This window comes from Alkalicoccobacillus plakortidis (genome assembly GCF_023703085.1).
GTDB lineage: Bacteria > Bacillota > Bacilli > Bacillales > Bacillaceae_D > Alkalicoccobacillus > Alkalicoccobacillus plakortidis.
Genome location: NZ_JAMQJY010000001.1, coordinates 358,123 through 373,966, shown reverse-complemented (window position 1 = coordinate 373,966; position 15,844 = coordinate 358,123). Strand labels below are relative to the sequence as shown.

The window sequence follows — 15,844 nt, the reverse complement described above, 5'->3', positions numbered from 1 at the left end:
TCTATAAACATAGTTCTTATGTTAATTGAATTTTCAGAACGTGTAAACAAAAATTTACACATATTAATGCGTGTTAGCGCTAAAGGATTCAGACAAAACAAAAAAATCCCTCATCTGGGGATTTTAATTTATTGATTCAATTAATCAGTCAATCATCGTTAAGCACTCGATAAGCCATGTTCTGTACCTTTGTACTGCAAGCGGTGATGAGCCTCGTACGCTGGTGGTGACCATCTATCTACAGGAAATGAATCCTGTCCTTCTGATTTTGTTCAATTCCAAATCAGAAAATGCCCCTACCTATTTTTGGGTTTCTCGCTCGAGGGGTTTACCTCGTTCCACTCCATCTGTTTCCAGATGGACTCCGTCACTGTGGCACTTTCAAGGAGCGTTTACCATATCCTACTGGACGTAGGCAATTCTCCTGCCGTTAGTCAGTTACCCAACTACCCTAGCTTATGAATTCGCTAGGCACGAACACTACGAGCATCTCAGCTCGTGCGAGCATGGACTTTCCTCTATGCATTGCTGCACAGCGGCCACCTGAATGCTTAACTTAAACCTGATACGCGATCGCGCTAATCTATTATAGCTCGATATGCTCCACCTTGCAACCACTCATTCAACTTACGCTCTTTTTTGTTTTGGGATCGCCAACCTAGCAAGTCGATCAGCATTTCGATTTGATTTACTTGGTATCCACTTCAGATAAAATAAATCAAACTGATTAATCAGAGACAAAGCTTGCTCCAAGTATGGTTTATATAGAGGGTTACGGACAAATTGTTTTTCAACTGCATCATCAATCAATTGTGAATCCGTTCGGAACGAAACATGAGTAAAGCCTAGTTCGGTGCACCTTTTAAGAGCCCATATAAAGGCCTCATATTCAGCTTCATGATTAGACATTGGTGGTAAAGTAATTGAATTTTCTTCTACCGTTCCGTCTTTGAAGTTGATAAACACTCCTGCTCCAGACGGGCCAGGATTACCAGCGCTAGCTCCATCAAAATAAACTTCAATCAAAGTTTCATTCCTCCTGAATTATTCGTACATTTTACTTCCAAAAACTTTTTTCTCCAAGTTAGATAAACGTTGCAAAATATCGTAGTTGGTATTGTTAGTAGAAGGGGCTTGGTGCCTGAGCTTGTCTAGTAGGTCGCTCCTGAAGCTTTTTGTTTTCTTTTCGGAGTTGTTGTACTTCCTGCTCTAACTGTTCAACCTTTTTCTGATAAAGCTCATAATCCTGGATAATGGAATCTAAAAACTTATCCACTTCATCCGGGTTATACCCTCTCATACTTGTTTTAAAATCTTTATTCAAAATTTCTTTTGCTGAATGTTTAATTTCTTGATTACTCATCAATATCACCCCTGCTTAGTCTAAACTAACTAGTCTCTCTTTTATTTTTTCAAAAGTCCTGTGAAAAGTCAATTTTGTTTCAAAACTTGCTACCAATCCATTTCTTCTTCTCGTCTAGCATCTTCAATATCTTCCGGTGTTAAATAATATATCATATAGCCACTCTGACTGTTTTGTTTTTTTAAGGTTGGTTCTAAATAAAATTTAGGAGTTCCTGGTTGTTCTTGATCATATAAAATAAGCATGGCATCTGATTTCTCAACTAAAAAATCATTTTTCAAGCGCAATTGTGCCTGGACTATCATATACTCGATTCGTAATTGGTTTGACAAAGTCAGCCTCACTTAAAACCTGTTGATACTTCTCCTGCGCTGCTTCTTTCCACTGGCTTTCCTGTTCTAAAAACGGTGGTAAAATGGCCACTTTAAGTTCAGGATACATCTCTTTTAATTCAAAAGCTGATTCTGCTGCCCATAACTCAACTCCTGGTTGACCACTAATGAGGATCCATTCCACACCATCTTCAATCAACGAAGTAACACGCCTTTTTATTGCTTTTTTTATGTATTGGATCCCTACATGTTTGTCATCAAAAACACCGAGTTCATGCGGTTTGTATCCTGTAACTAACAATGTCTTCATCACAAGTTCCTCCTAAAAAAAGAACGGGTCAACTAGGACCCGTGTGATTTCGCTTTATTATCTTAACGTTTTTTACCTGATTGTGCACCCATTACAGGCCAATTGCTCTGAGCTCCCATTACTGGAGCATTATTTTGAGCTCCCATTACTGGAGCGTTACTCTGTGCACCCATTACAGGCCAGTTACTTTGAGCTCCCATTACTGGAGCATTATTTTGAGCACCCATCACAGGAGCGTTACTTTGGGCTCCCATTACTGGACCATTTGATTGAGCACCCATTACTGGATTATTAGACATAAACTGTTGATTGCTCACATTTTGGTGATTTGCTTGAGTGTGAGGACAGCTATGAACATGTTTATACACATGATTTGTTACATAATCTGTATGAGTAGGATGAACTTCAGGAACGATATACTCACATGTTTTTTCAACTACACTATACTTCGTTGGGTGAACAACGGCTGGCATCATTTGAGTGTTAGTTGGCTTTTGTGTATACGCAGGCATTGTCGGTCCACAAGGGTTACAAGGTTTACAGTGCTTTTTCTTTCCATACATAGGATAGTGCCTCCTTTTTATTTAGAATCACTAATAACCTATGTTCATTCGTGTACATGTGTACTAGTTGTAACACCTATTTTAGAGGAATTTATCCCGGGATACTTTAACATAAAGACTTACCTTTCTATTGTTCTACATCTTTTTACAGTTTTCGTGTTGTCTTAATCGAAAAAAATGGTGAAACGGCGCCTATTATGCGCTTGCCCAGGAAATAGCCGTACTTCTACATACGTAATTTCTTTTGAAGTCGATCTAATCGTTTATTTAATTCAACATGCAGCTTTTTATTGTTTTCTATATTGGAATTAGAAATTGAATCCATTGCAATATTAGTGAAATACTCTGCTTCATTCAAGTCTTTAAAAGTATGCTCCATCATCTTTGCGCATTCAATGGCCGCTTCTGCTTGTTTATAGTTGTTTTCAATAGATTTCTTATAATAAGCTAGCGCTTCACTCATATTTTTTTGTTTTTTTACTAAACCAGCGTATTCAAATACACTTTTTGAGGCAACGTTGTGATGATGACTCATCATACCTCGTTGTAAATGTTGATAAGCCAATTGTTGTTCTCCAATCTTTGTGTACCATCTACCCATCTCATAATGTTCATTATCATTTGATTGCTCATATGCACTGTCAGTTAATTTAAATGAGAGCTCGATATATAACGAAATTAATGAAAGTAGGTCCCATTCATGATGCTTTAAGACACCTTCCATTAATACTGGATCCTGATCTCTTACAAAATCAAAGTAAAGCATAGGCACAAGATAACTTGGTGTATCATGTTGACGTTTAAAACCTAGTTTATGCTCTTCTACTATAGGAAGTTTGCAAGAGGGGAGCTCATCACTCCATAATCTTCGTGATGCATGCAGTAAATCAAAATGACCAAATGCAGGAAGCTTCGGTACTTGATCACGGACAAATGTGTGTCTCGTTTTGACTTGTGGCCAATCAAAAGCCTTTCCATTGTATGTAACCAAGTGACTAAGATCATCAACATCTTTTAAAAAGTGATAATAAAGAGCAGCTTCAGCCTCCGGACCTGGTAACAAATATTGTGTTACATGTACCCCACTCTTCTTAACCTGTGCGTAGCCAAGCAAAAAAATATGATGACCTGCACCTGTATATAGACCTGTTGTTTCCGTATCGAAAAAAAGTAGCTGTTCTGATTTGAGATTTTGTGATGAGAGCGGATGGTCTATTTTTGCTTTTTCCCATTTTAGGCAAGCGCTCTCTAGCTGATTAAACGAAAAATGACCATGTTTGATGTCTAGCGGATAAACCACTTCACGCACCACAACATATTGTTCATCAAGCCACTTAATCGTAGCTCCTAACTCTTCCCATTGTTTCTGATAATCAATTGAGAATGATAGATTCTTTTCTACTTCTCTATTAGTAGATTTAGGCTCCACAGCTTTTAATCCTGTATGCGTTTGTAAACGATTTAGTTTATTTCGCATTTGCATGGCTTGTACCTCACTTGTTGAATGATATATCCAGTATAGCGAATGTTTGTTTGCTTTTCCAAACGATTCGCCTCCCATAATTTTATTTATAAATAGAGAATGATAAATTTTATTACAAAAGTTATTGTCATATATCCTAGAGATTGTATAATGAAAATGGTAACAATGGTTAATCTATTATTTAACTATTAGCAAATCTATCTATCTTTTATCAGGGAAGTATAGATTTTTAGGAGGGAATTGGTTAAATCCTGATTACCTATAATGTAATGATTACACCATAATTCACAAAACTTTTACATGATTTTAATAATACTTTGCTATAATGATTTTTGTTTGATAGTTTTATACATATAATTAGGGGGTCTTTATTAATGAAAAAGCATTTGTATGGTACTGGTTTATCATTTACATTAGCAGCCGTTTTACTTGCTGGCTGTGGAAGCGGTGATTCTGACGCTCCAGAAGAAAACACTGGTAGTGACGAGAATGACAATGGAACAGAAGAAGCAACAGGTTATGTTCCTGAAGAGCTACGTGTTCAATTTGTTCCTTCTCAGAATGCAGATACTCTTGAAGCAAAAGCTAAGCCTCTAGAGGATCTTTTAACTGCAGAACTTGATATCCCAGTTACAGTAAGTGTATCTACTGACTACAACACCATTGTTGAAGCAATGGCTTCAGAACAAGTTGATGTGGGCTTCCTACCCCCTACAGCGTATGTATTAGCTGAAGAGCGTGGCGCTGCAGAAGTTATTTTGCAAGCACAGCGCTATGGAGTAAACGACGAGGATGGTTCTCCTACTGAGGATTTAGTTGATTTCTATAAATCTCAAATTATTGTTAAAAAAGACTCTGGTATTGAAAGCATTGAAGATCTAAAAGGCAAAAAAATGGGTTATCAAAGTGTAACGTCATCAGCTGGTTATGTATGGCCTGCTGCGGTTCTTATTGATGCAGGATTAGATCCATTAACAGATGTTGAGCCAGTGACACTTAAAGGACATGACCAAGCGATTATCTCTCTACTAAACGGAGATGTTGATGCAGCTGCAACATTCCAAGATGCTCGTAATGTTGTAACAAGTGATTACCCATCTGTATTTGAAGATACAGAAATCCTTGAATTTACAGAGCCAATTCCAAACGATACAATTGCTGTTCTTCCTGACATGGATCAAGAATGGAAAGATAAGATCCAAGCAGCATTTATCGCAATTGGAGAAAGTGAAGATGGCCGAGCTATTATCAAAGACGTGTATACACATGAAGGATATGTTAAATCTGACGACAGTAAATTCGAAACTGTTCGTGAATACAACGAAAAAGTAAAAACAGAGTAGGACTCGTACGGGTCGTCATTTAGATGTAAACGGTATGTAGGTGGTTGGTGTTTCCGTACCTTGCGGAGCACCAACCATTTTTATTATTCCTAATAGAAGGAAGGATTTATCATGATTGAGTTTAAAAATGTATCAAAGGTCTATCCAAATGGAACAAAAGGCCTTCAAAACATGAATGTAACGATTGAAAAAGGTGAGTTTGTGGTCATTGTTGGTTTATCTGGTGCTGGAAAATCAACAATGCTTCGTTCTATTAATCGCCTTCATGAAATTACTGACGGAGAAATCCTAATCGATGGCCAATCTATTACAAAAGCTAGAGGAAAAGGTTTGTATAAAATCAGACGTGACATCGGCATGATCTTTCAAAACTTCAACTTGGTGAGACGTTCTTCCGTTTTTCGTAATGTATTATCGGGACGCGTAGGTTACCACTCTACTCTTAAAATGATTTTTGGTCTTTTTCCAAAAGAAGACAAGGATTTAGCAATGAAAGCATTGGAGCGAGTAAACATTCCAGATAAAGCTTTTTCAAGAGCAGACGAGTTATCTGGTGGGCAGCAACAACGTGTTTCGATTGCCCGTGCATTAGCTCAGGAAGCTAAAATTATTTTAGCTGATGAGCCTGTTGCATCTCTTGATCCATTAACGACAAAACAAGTCATGGATGATTTAAAACGTATTAATAATGATCTAGGTATAACAACCATTGTTAATTTACACTTTATTGATTTAGCTCGCGCTTATGCAACGCGTATTATTGGTTTAAGAGCTGGTGAAATTGTTTTTGATGGCCCTGTAGAAGAAGCAACAGATGAGGCGTTTGCTGAAATTTACGGTCGTCCGATTGATGATAAAGAAATGTTGGGTGTTAACGCATGAGCCCATCTTCTCCAAATCAAAAGAACACTTCACCTTATCGGCAGAAAAAAACCAAACAAACTTTCTCTGCCTTGCTTATTTTAGCGATCCTATGGTATAGCGGACACAATGTTGGGTTCTCATTCTCTGAGCTTCAAAAAGGTGCTCCAAATATGTGGGACCTCGTAAAGGAGATGTTTCCACCGGATTGGGCTTATTTTACGAGAATTACCGAACCGATTCTAGAAACGATACGAATGGCAGTACTTGGAACAACGTTTGGTGCGTTGCTTGCTATGCCTCTTGCACTTCTTGCTGCAAGAAACGTATTAAGAACACCACTTATCAATGTGCCTGCACGTTGGTTGCTTAATTTAATTCGTACGATTCCTGATCTCCTATTAGCTGCTATCTTTGTTGCGATTTTTGGAATTGGTGCTTTTTCCGGTGTCCTGGCTCTAATTGGATTTTCAATGGGGATTATCGGTAAATTAATCTATGAATCCATTGAAGGAATTGATGAAGGTCCACTTGAAGCGATGCGCGCAGTAGGTGCAAACCAGGTTAAGCTAGTGATGTTTGGTGTTATACCTCAAGTTACCGCTCAATTCTTGTCATTTAGCCTCTATTCATTTGAGGTTAATGTAAGAGCGGCGGCAGTACTTGGTCTTGTAGGCGCAGGTGGAATTGGTTTGTATTATGACCAAGCACTTGGATTTTTTGATTACGCCAGGGTATCTACCATCATTCTATATACCTTGATTGTTGTACTGATTATTGACTTTATCAGTACGTCTCTAAGGGAGAAATTATCATGAACCCACAAAAGAAAAAGATCTTTACACGTTTTGTTGTTGTCATTGTTCTTATGCTCATCTACATATGGGCTTTTGCAGGTCTACCTACAATTGAGGTTAAAGAAACCTCTGGTCAAATTGTTCGAGCAATCTTTAGCGGATTATTCAACCCGGATTGGGACTATGTGTATGACCCTGCCGGTGAGGATTTAATTGCGAAGTTAATTGAAACATTAGCGATTGCGATACTTGGTACATTTATTGCAGCTGTTTTTTGTATACCATTAGCTTTTCTTGCAGCTCGTAATATCGTTAAATCACGAGTCATTTCTCAGTTTGGTAAATTTATCCTTAGCTTTATTCGAGTATTTCCAGACATTATCTTCGCTTTAATCTTTATTAAAGCAGTAGGACCAGGTTCTTTTTCTGGGGTACTTGCTCTTGGAATTGGATCTATAGGGATGCTTGGTAAATTATTTTCTGATGATGTAGAAAGTGTTAATTTAAGTACAACAGAGGCATTGATTGCCACAGGTGCTAATCCGGTTAAAACACTTTGGTTTGCTGTTGTACCACAAATACTACCTAGTTATTTAAATTTCGTTATGTATCGATTTGAAGTAAATATTCGTGCCGCCTCTATTTTAGGTGTCATTGGAGCTGGTGGTATTGGTACACCGTTAATTTTTGCGCTTCAAGTTCGAGACTGGGAACGAGTTGGTATTATCTTACTTGGAATCATTGTGATGATTACACTCGTTGACTTTGTATCAGGAAAAATAAGAGCTAAGCTCGTCTAAATAAGAAAAACAAGCAGGACCATGTTGATATGGTACCTGCTTGTTTTTTATTACCAGATAACTTTCCAATTCTGATTAACTGCAGAAGAGATTGTTTGATGTTTTTGCACGTATTGAATAATCAAATCTGTCATATCGTCTTGCATTTCTCGTATCACAGGTTTGTCCTTAAACATCGTGTATTCGCCACCACCACTAGCACGATAGTTGCTCATAACCACTTCATAGGTCTTGCCTAGTTGAATCGGTTCTCCATGCTCGTCTTCTAGTTGTACGATTCGCTCCCCCTCTGGTTTTAAGAGGTCAATGGTGTATCGAATGCCTTCCCACATATCATAGTTATAATGTTGTGGTTTAGGGTAAAGAAAGGCCGGATTGATAGCTGGTTCGCCATCTGTCAGCATAAAATAACTTGCACTACGTTCTAGTGCAGCTTTTAATTCTTCTCCTGTGATCTCTAACACCTTTAATGTATTCGGATAAATGTAATTCGACATCACGTCACGAATGGTGATTTTGTCAGGAAAACCCTTAGATGTGTTGTCAAACAGAGCTGTACTAGAGATTGCAGTGTTTGAAGCTTCCATTTGAACCTTATTAATAAATTCGGTAAAAGGATGTTTGTTTAACCGTACATCAAACGCATCCTCAATTCGCAAACTTCCTTCAACATAACCAATTGGCTCATCTAACCAGCCTTGAACCTCTTTTTCCAAGAGATCAGAAGCTTTAACAATAGCTGGATCTGCTTTGACATGATCAAGATCAAGCAATTCAGTTTGAATAGATGTAATTTGCCACTTATCTGAGTTTTTTTCTAGCTCGATGACTGCCTTACCAACAGCCGCACCGAAGCAACCTGGTTGTAAGATGTGAACATCTCCACACTTGCCCGTAAGTAAACGGTGTTGGTGACCAGTAAGAAGAAGATCAATACCCTCTACTTCATGACAAAGCGCATATCCTTGATTTTCCCCCGTCTCCCTTTCTTCCAACTCGCCATTTTCAGGATTTCGTTCAAATCCTCCATGGTATGAAACGATAAGAACATCTGGCTGTTCGTGCTGTCGGATGTGTGAAACCCATTTTTTCGCTGACTCCACGCAATCAACAAATTCTAGACCTACGATATGATTAGGGTCTTCCCAATTAGGGATATATTGTGTAGTTAAACCAAGTAACGCTACTTTTGCACCGTCATAGTCCTTCACAATATATGGCTTTCCAAAGTAACATTCCTTGGTCTGTTCATCCACAATATTAGCTGCTAACCATGGAAATGTAGAGTTTTGAACAGCTTGATTCAGTGTATCTAAGCCGAAATTAAACTCATGATTTCCAAGTACAGCCGCATCATAATCTAACAAGTTTGCAGCACGAATAAGTGGATGTTCTTGATCCGTATCAAGTTTTGAAAAATAGGTTGTGAGTGGAGTTCCTTGAATTAAGTCACCATTATCAACAACCAACACATGGTTTTCTTTGCTACGTACTTCTTTAATTAAAGAGCCAATTTTGGCCAAACCAAGAGGTAAATCATCTTCTGTTCGGTACCTGTGTGGCATAATGTGACCATGTACATCACTTGTTTCAAACACATTCAGTTGAATTTTACTCATGTTATCTCTCCTGATCTCTATTTAGTAGCTCGTTTTATCCGCTAGTAGTCCACTAACTAAACGTTTCACAATTTGTTTTGTTTCAAGTTGTCCGAATGAACTGGTGGCGCCAACACAAGCTTGGCATCCTGATTGACAAGGGCATGATTCAACCAAATTTTGTACATGCTGCAGTACGGAATCAACCTTTTGGTAAATTTCTTTTGAAAGTCCTATGCCACCTGGATAGCTGTCGTAGACAAAAACAGTTGGACGTTCCGAGTGATCCGCCTTTATTTGTGGAACGACATGAAGATCATTACGGTCACACATTGCAAAAACTGGGCATACCGCCCCAAGAACATGCGCAAACCCCATTAATCCTGCCTCGAGTGACGCCTCTCCAAACTGCTCAATTAACTCCGGCGAAAAGCTGAACCACATCCCACTTGAATGTAGCTCTTCTTCCGGCAAATGAATTGGACCAGATCCAATGTTCTCAAATGTACTCATGCGAATCTTCTTGAATATGGTTGCTTTTGCATTAACCATCACATCTCCATAAGATAGATGTGCATAAGGACGCTGCTTGGTCTCATCTTCTTCAAGCACAGTCAGCTTAACAGCTAAGTTTGCATCCGTATAATACTCCACAGATACTTCTCTTACGAATGCCTTACGTTCGTCCCAATCAAGGTATTCAACCTGGTATTGAGTGCCTTGGTGCAGATAGATCGCTTCGTCATGTAATAGAGTCATCGAACTAAAACGATCCATTTCTCCAATGACCGTATGCTTGGTTACATCACTTTGGTCGATAATCACGACATTTTCTTGAGAGGCTGAGCGTAAACTTATGCCATGTGCCGGGAACGACTCATTCATCCAATACCATTTCTCTGCTCGTTCATGTAAAACCTGATGCTCAGTTAAATATTCAAGGATTTCTTCAATCTCAACACCATCAAATGTTTCTCCTCGTTTAAATGGAAGCTCGTAGGCCGCGCATTTTAAGTGATCCATTAAGATTATTAAATTATCTGGATTGAGCCTTGCTGACTCTGGAGAGCGATCAAAAAACGCCTCAGGATGTTGAATAATATATTGATCAATCGGAGAGGAACCAGCTACCATGATAATGGCAGATTCATTTTGCCTCCGCCCGGCTCTTCCCGCCTGCTGCCAAACACTCGCAATCGAACCAGGGTAACCCGTCATCACACATACTTGAAGTTGACCGATATCTACTCCTAACTCAAGTGCATTTGTACTCACAACGCCAATGATGTCACCTTTTCGCAAACCTCTTTCAATTTCTCGTCGTTGTTTTGGTAGATATCCACCGCGGTACCCTCGTATCGTATCTGGACCGAAGCGATGTTTAATTAATTCCTGTAGATGACTTAGTATAATCTCAACACGCACTCGACTTCTTGCAAACACAATTGTTTGAATGCCATTTGTTAAAAATTGCTTTGCTAACTCATTGACATCAACTGTTGCACTTCGACGTATATTTAGCGGTTCATTCACAATCGGAGGGTTGTAAAAGATAAAGTGTTTTTTTCCTCTAGGCGCTCCATTGTTTTGAATTAGGCGCATTGGTCGGCCTGTTAATTCTTCTGCTAGCTCTTTGGGATTTGCGATGGTTGCTGATGTACAAATGAATGTTGGGTTTGCCCCGTAGTAAGCTGCTATGCGTTTTAGTCGCCTAATGACATTTGCAACATGACTTCCAAATACCCCACGATATGTATGTAGTTCATCGATAATGATGTACTGTAAATTCTCAAAAAACGATACCCATTTTGTATGATGTGGGAGGATTGCTGAATGTAGCATATCAGGATTGGTAATAACTACATGCCCAACCTTTCTTACAGCTTGTCTAATGGAAGGAGATGTATCACCATCATATGTGTAAGAGCGAATTGGTACATCCATTTCATCAATGAGCTCATTAAGTTCACTCATTTGATCTTGTGCTAACGCTTTAGTAGGAAAAATATAAAGAGCTCGGCTCTCATTATTCTCTGAAATTTGTTGGAGGACCGGTAAATTGTAGCAAAGTGTTTTACCTGATGCCGTTGGAGTTACCGCTACTATATTTTCACCCTTTTGTGTTGCTGAATATGCAGCTTCCTGATGAGTATACAGCTCACCAATTCCTCTTTTTTGCAAAGCCTGAACTAGTTTGTTATTCATCTGGTCCGGAAACGGGCAAGTCCTTGCTTCCACTGCTTCAAGTTCGTGCCAATGAACAATCTGTTCCTTAAAGGATTCATTCTCTTTTAAGTCACGCAATAGTTGTTGTAAGCTTTTTTTAAACATACTTGCACCCCTAAACATTCTTCTTATTCTATTGTAGCGAATGTTTGTTTGTTTTACTATAGGCATGCCTAGAACTTTTCGCTAAACTTCCTTCCCAATCTAGTGTATACTACATTTAATTCGCTTTACGAATAAAAGGAGGAAAATCATTTGACAACTTTAGCACACCGTTCAGAGATTGATTATTCAGAAACATGGGATTTAACTGATCTTTTTGAAACAAGAGGGTCTTGGCAGGAAGCACTTTATGCATTGTCTCCAAGCTGTAGAGGGTATTACAAGCTTTTCAGGAAAGCTAGCTGAGCGACCTGAGAATCTGTTAAATTGCTTGGAAGCTAGAGAATCTATTATGGAAAAAATTGTCCTTATCTCTACATATGCAAATCTAAAACTATCTGTTGATGGAACCAATGCAGAAGCGCAAGCAGATTATGCTGTTTCCACTGACATTTTAGCTGAAGTATCTGCATCTCTTTCTTTTATCGAGTCTGAAATTCTCTCCATTCCAGAAGCAACCATTCAACAATTTACTGAAGTACTGCCTGGGTTCAACAAATTTAATATATTACTTGATAAGATTCTATCTAAAAAACCATACTCTCTTCATGCAGAAACAGAGAAAGCTCTGCAAGCATTGAGTCCAACTTTAACATCACCTTATGCCATTTATTCAGCTAGTAAATCAGCTGATATGACCTTCCCATCCTTTAAAGGAGCAAAGGGTGAAGAAAAATCTCTTTCGTTTGCATTATTTGAGGATCAATACGAATTATCTCCGGACACAGATGAACGTAGAAATGCCTATAAAACCTTTGATGCTACATTAGCAAAATACGAAAATACGTATGCACAAACCTATGCAACTGAAGTTGGAAAACATGTGACGCTGGCACGTCTACGTAACTATGAGTCTGCGACAGATATGTTGTTACACGAGCAACGTGTTAGCCAGCAGATGTACACAAATCAACTTGATATCATCTACAAAGAGCTTGCGCCTCATATGCAACGATTTGCGAGACTTAAAAAGCGTGTACTCGGCTTAGACGAATTAACATTTTGTGATTTAAAAGCACCGCTTGATCCAGAGTTTCAACCTGAAACAACCTATCAAAAGGTTTCAGATCTGATTCAAGAAGCATTAAAAGTCATGGGTCCTGAATACTCAGAGATGCTTGATAAAGCTTTAAATGAACGCTTGGGTCGATCGTGCAAGTAATATCGGCAAACGTACAGGTGCGTTTTGTTCAAGTCCATTTGGTGCTCATCCGTACATTTTGATGACATGGACAGGCAATATGCGTGGTGCCTTTATGCTTGCTCATGAACTTGGCCATGCGGGTCACTTCTACTTAGCTAACCAACATCAACCCCTTTCATCTGTGCGACCATCACTTTACAATATTGAAGCACCGTCAACGATGAATGAGTTAATTCTGGGTAACCATTTATTACAAGAAACAGACGATCCACAAATGAAACGTTGGGTTATCCTACAGTTCCTCGGAACGTATTACCATAATTTTGTCACTCACTTGCTAGAAGGTGAATTCCAAAGACGCGTATACGAGCTAGCTGGAGCAGGCGAACCTTTAACAGCATCCACACTACGTCTAACGAAGAATCAAGTACTTGAAGGATTCTGGGGAGATGCAGTTGTGTTAGATGAAGGTGCGGGAAGAACATGGATGAGACAACCTCATTATTATATGGGCTTGTATCCATATACGTATTCTGTTGGTCTTGCCGCTTCTACTGCTGCATATAAGTCATTTGAATCGGAAGGTCAGCCGGCAATCGATCGTTGGCTTGAGATGCTAAAAGCCGGAGGAACAAAAAGTTCACTAGATCTTTTTGCTGACGCAGGGGTAGATATGAGTAATCCTGATACCATTCGTACCTCTGTTGAATATGTCGGAGAGTTAATTACTCAGCTCGAAGAAAGCTATGCCGAGTAAGTCATTTAAAAAACGCCTCTTTCAAATGAAGAGGCGTTTTTTCTATAACTTTATATCATACTCCATTCTCTTCGCTGTGGCTTTAGCACTGTCAACGCCAATTAGCTTCTTCACGATATGAAAGGACATATCAATTCCAGCTGAAATACCTGCTGAGGTTATTAAGTCGCCTTGATCAACAAATTTGACTCCGCGCTTTACGTGAACGTCCGGATATGTAGATTCAAAATGATCTAGACTTGCCCAATGTGTTGTTGCTTCCTTCTCTTTTAGTAGTCCGGCTTCAGCGAGTAGTAAGGATCCTGTACACACAGATGCTAAGATAGTAGATTTTTGATACATGGTTCGTATCCACTCCAAGACCGACTCTTTATGAATTTCAATTTCTCGCGCTCCACGACCACCAGGGATAATGACTAGGTCCTCCTGACCATCCCACGTATCAAAGCCATAATCTGGCTGAACCACTAGTCCGTTCCTTGCTCGAATGGCTCCTCCAGTTTCAGAAATGGTGTATACCTGAAAGAATGGTTGATTTTCTTTTTGAGCAAGAGATAATACTTCAAAAGGACCAGCAAAATCAAGAACTTCTACTTCATCAAATAAATAGATTAAAACGGTTTGTGGCACTCTTTGCATCGTTAATCCTCCTCAGTCATTTGGATTTAAACAGGCTAAAACTTGATGATCTTCCCATACCCCATTAATACGTACGTTTTTTCTTGCAATGCCTTCTTTATGGAAACCAGATTTTTCAAGTACACGAATTGAGCCGAGATTACGAGGCATAACACCTGCTTCTAACCGATGAAGTTTTAGATTAGAAAATGCATAGTTTACAAGTAACTTACATGCCTCTGTTGCATATCCGTTTCCATTATGGGCGTGACTAATAAAATAACCAATCATGGCACTTTGTAAAGAACCACGATACAGCTGAAATAAATCAATCGTTCCAATTAGTTGATCTGTATCATTTAAGAATATTCCAAAATGAAATTCTATTCCTTGAAGCTTAAGCTGTGAAAACTGCTTAATCATTTGTTTCTGATAGTCCATTGAATAAAAATCATTTGTACGCATCATTGAATACTGCTCAAAAAACAGCTTGTTCTGCGTTTGCATGAGAAGTAAATCTTCTGCATCTTCTATTTGAAAAGAACGTAAATAAATTAAATCGCCAATCATGTGCTTTTTCCTACTTCTGCGATGGAGCCAACTTGAATCCATGGTCGTTCATCTCGCCAAGACACAAAAATCGGAACATCAAAAGCCTGCGTTAAAAGTTGATCTGTTAGAACCTTTTCTTTTTTGTCCGCAGCTACAACCCTGCCATTTTTGAGCAATAATACATGGGTCACCGCAGGTATAATTTCTTCAGGATAATGAGTAACATACAGCAATACTGGACTTTCAGCATTTAAGTGTGCGTTTTGTAAATGCGTGAGAAATTGTTCTCTGGCAAGGATATCAAGTCCACTAGTTGGCTCATCAACAATCATAATCTCAGGACTAGTCATCATCGCTCTTGCATAAAATGTTTTTTTTCGTTCACCTTGTGATAAGTTCCTTAAGGGTGAATGAGACACATGAGACAAACCCATTTCTTTTGCAAGACTTAGAGCCTGTTGAATATCGACGTCATCAACCTGTTCATGGATCCCAACTGAAGCATTTTTTCCGCTCACAATCACATCTGCACATGATAAACCCTCATAGTTCCGATATTTTTCATCTAGTGAGGCACTTAACCAACCAATTCGTTTGCGTAAGTCAAAGATGGCTGTCTGTCCAAAGCGTTCCCCCAAAACATCTATGGTGCCAGTTGTAGCCCATTCATACCCAGTGATAAGCTTAAGTATTGACGTTTTCCCAGAACCATTTGCCCCTAGAATGGCCCAATGCTCCCCTTTTTGAACCTCCCACTGAATGTCTTCAAGAATGGGTTTCTTTTGACGTCTCCACGACACATTATCGAGTGTAATAACCTTTGTTGACATGCCTTCCCCCTCCAATTATCAGAAAAAATGATCTTTTTTTTCAGTATAGCACAGAGCTTTTTTATTTCTTTTGGATAAGCTTTATGTTTCTGCACATACTAAGAT

At 39.0% G+C, this 15,844-nt stretch carries 12 protein-coding genes, 1 other RNA gene and 3 pseudogenes; 5 read left to right on the top strand and 11 right to left on the bottom strand.

All coding sequences use genetic code 11. The annotated features are described in order from the left end of the window. Window positions 1-165: 165 nt before the first annotated feature. The 6 genes and pseudogenes from rnpB to NDM98_RS02115 form a co-directional block, all read right to left on the bottom strand. An RNA gene (gene rnpB, locus NDM98_RS02140) (RNase P RNA component class B) lies at window positions 166-551 on the bottom strand. Between the two features lie 76 nt (window positions 552-627). Further along, a complete protein-coding gene (locus NDM98_RS02135) occupies window positions 628-1,026 on the bottom strand; it encodes a reverse transcriptase-like protein (protein ID WP_251604134.1) in 399 nt (132 codons plus the stop codon). Between the two features lie 18 nt (window positions 1,027-1,044). Further along, window positions 1,045-1,363 (bottom strand): annotated as a pseudogene (gene gpsB / locus NDM98_RS02130) (cell division regulator GpsB). A gap of 89 nt (window positions 1,364-1,452) precedes the next feature. Then, window positions 1,453-2,005, bottom strand: a pseudogene (locus tag NDM98_RS02125) (SLOG family protein). Between the two features lie 62 nt (window positions 2,006-2,067). Then, on the bottom strand, window positions 2,068-2,568 hold the full coding sequence (locus NDM98_RS02120; RefSeq protein ID WP_251604132.1) for a spore coat protein: 501 nt from the start codon (window positions 2,566-2,568) through the stop codon (window positions 2,068-2,070). Between the two features lie 226 nt (window positions 2,569-2,794). Next, window positions 2,795-4,051 (bottom strand): ribonuclease H-like domain-containing protein, encoded by a 1,257-nt coding sequence (locus tag NDM98_RS02115; RefSeq protein WP_251604128.1) that lies wholly within the window; start codon window positions 4,049-4,051, stop codon window positions 2,795-2,797. 374 nt (window positions 4,052-4,425) lie between these two features. Here NDM98_RS02115 and NDM98_RS02110 point away from each other — a divergent pair, with 374 nt between their 5' ends. The 4 genes from NDM98_RS02110 (at window position 4,426) to phnE (NDM98_RS02095) (ending at window position 7,852) form a co-directional block, all read left to right on the top strand. Beyond that, entirely contained in the window at window positions 4,426-5,394 is a 969-nt protein-coding gene (locus tag NDM98_RS02110; RefSeq protein WP_251604125.1) for a phosphate/phosphite/phosphonate ABC transporter substrate-binding protein, read from the top strand. A 111-nt stretch (window positions 5,395-5,505) separates the two neighbouring features. After that, complete coding sequence (gene phnC / locus NDM98_RS02105; RefSeq protein ID WP_251604108.1) at window positions 5,506-6,276, top strand: phosphonate ABC transporter ATP-binding protein; 771 nt, start codon at window positions 5,506-5,508, stop codon at window positions 6,274-6,276. Next, the gene (gene phnE, locus NDM98_RS02100; RefSeq protein ID WP_251604105.1) at window positions 6,273-7,073 is read left to right on the top strand and encodes a phosphonate ABC transporter, permease protein PhnE; all 801 of its coding nucleotides are present in this window, start codon (window positions 6,273-6,275) and stop codon (window positions 7,071-7,073) included. Before phnC ends, phnE (NDM98_RS02100) begins: the two co-directional genes overlap by 4 nt. Continuing rightward, window positions 7,070-7,852: a phosphonate ABC transporter, permease protein PhnE gene (gene phnE, locus NDM98_RS02095; protein ID WP_251604102.1), complete on the top strand. Its 783-nt coding sequence runs from the start codon at window positions 7,070-7,072 to the stop codon at window positions 7,850-7,852. The genes phnE (NDM98_RS02100) and phnE (NDM98_RS02095) overlap by 4 nt, the downstream gene beginning before the upstream one ends. A gap of 50 nt (window positions 7,853-7,902) precedes the next feature. Here phnE (NDM98_RS02095) and NDM98_RS02090 read toward each other — a convergent pair whose 3' ends face one another. Then, a complete protein-coding gene (locus NDM98_RS02090; protein ID WP_251604099.1) occupies window positions 7,903-9,471 on the bottom strand; it encodes a bifunctional metallophosphatase/5'-nucleotidase in 1,569 nt (522 codons plus the stop codon). Between the two features lie 21 nt (window positions 9,472-9,492). Continuing rightward, entirely contained in the window at window positions 9,493-11,781 is a 2,289-nt protein-coding gene (locus NDM98_RS02085) for a DEAD/DEAH box helicase (protein ID WP_251604095.1), read from the bottom strand. Window positions 11,782-11,931: 150 nt separating this feature from the next. Between NDM98_RS02085 and pepF the strand changes: the two are divergent. Then, window positions 11,932-13,739, top strand: a pseudogene (gene pepF, locus NDM98_RS02080) (oligoendopeptidase F). Between the two features lie 42 nt (window positions 13,740-13,781). Here pepF and NDM98_RS02075 read toward each other — a convergent pair. The 3 genes from NDM98_RS02075 to NDM98_RS02065 are packed head-to-tail and all read right to left on the bottom strand — an operon-like array spanning window position 13,782 to window position 15,739. Next, a complete protein-coding gene (locus NDM98_RS02075) occupies window positions 13,782-14,378 on the bottom strand; it encodes a DJ-1/PfpI family protein (RefSeq protein WP_251604092.1) in 597 nt (198 codons plus the stop codon). 12 nt (window positions 14,379-14,390) lie between these two features. Beyond that, on the bottom strand, window positions 14,391-14,927 hold the full coding sequence (locus NDM98_RS02070; protein WP_251604089.1) for a GNAT family N-acetyltransferase: 537 nt from the start codon (window positions 14,925-14,927) through the stop codon (window positions 14,391-14,393). After that, the gene (locus tag NDM98_RS02065; protein WP_251604086.1) at window positions 14,924-15,739 is read right to left on the bottom strand and encodes an ABC transporter ATP-binding protein; all 816 of its coding nucleotides are present in this window, start codon (window positions 15,737-15,739) and stop codon (window positions 14,924-14,926) included. Before NDM98_RS02065 ends, NDM98_RS02070 begins: the two co-directional genes overlap by 4 nt. Between the last annotated feature and the right edge of the window lie 105 nt (window positions 15,740-15,844).

What these genes read in the sequence shown, in the direction of transcription:
- phnC (WP_251604108.1), top strand. Translation starts at nt 5,506, where the DNA reads ATGATTGAGTTTAAAAATGTATCAAAGGTCTATCCAAATGGAACAAAA.
- NDM98_RS02090 (WP_251604099.1), bottom strand. Translation starts at nt 9,471, where the DNA reads ATGAGTAAAATTCAACTGAATGTGTTTGAAACAAGTGATGTACATGGT.
- NDM98_RS02085 (WP_251604095.1), bottom strand. Translation starts at nt 11,781, where the DNA reads ATGTTTAAAAAAAGCTTACAACAACTATTGCGTGACTTAAAAGAGAAT.
- NDM98_RS02070 (WP_251604089.1), bottom strand. Translation starts at nt 14,927, where the DNA reads ATGATTGGCGATTTAATTTATTTACGTTCTTTTCAAATAGAAGATGCA.
- NDM98_RS02065 (WP_251604086.1), bottom strand. Translation starts at nt 15,739, where the DNA reads ATGTCAACAAAGGTTATTACACTCGATAATGTGTCGTGGAGACGTCAA.
- phnE (WP_251604105.1), top strand. Translation starts at nt 6,273, where the DNA reads ATGAGCCCATCTTCTCCAAATCAAAAGAACACTTCACCTTATCGGCAG.
- phnE (WP_251604102.1), top strand. Translation starts at nt 7,070, where the DNA reads ATGAACCCACAAAAGAAAAAGATCTTTACACGTTTTGTTGTTGTCATT.
- NDM98_RS02110 (WP_251604125.1), top strand. Translation starts at nt 4,426, where the DNA reads ATGAAAAAGCATTTGTATGGTACTGGTTTATCATTTACATTAGCAGCC.
- NDM98_RS02115 (WP_251604128.1), bottom strand. Translation starts at nt 4,051, where the DNA reads ATGCAAATGCGAAATAAACTAAATCGTTTACAAACGCATACAGGATTA.
- NDM98_RS02120 (WP_251604132.1), bottom strand. Translation starts at nt 2,568, where the DNA reads ATGTATGGAAAGAAAAAGCACTGTAAACCTTGTAACCCTTGTGGACCG.
- NDM98_RS02075 (WP_251604092.1), bottom strand. Translation starts at nt 14,378, where the DNA reads ATGCAAAGAGTGCCACAAACCGTTTTAATCTATTTATTTGATGAAGTA.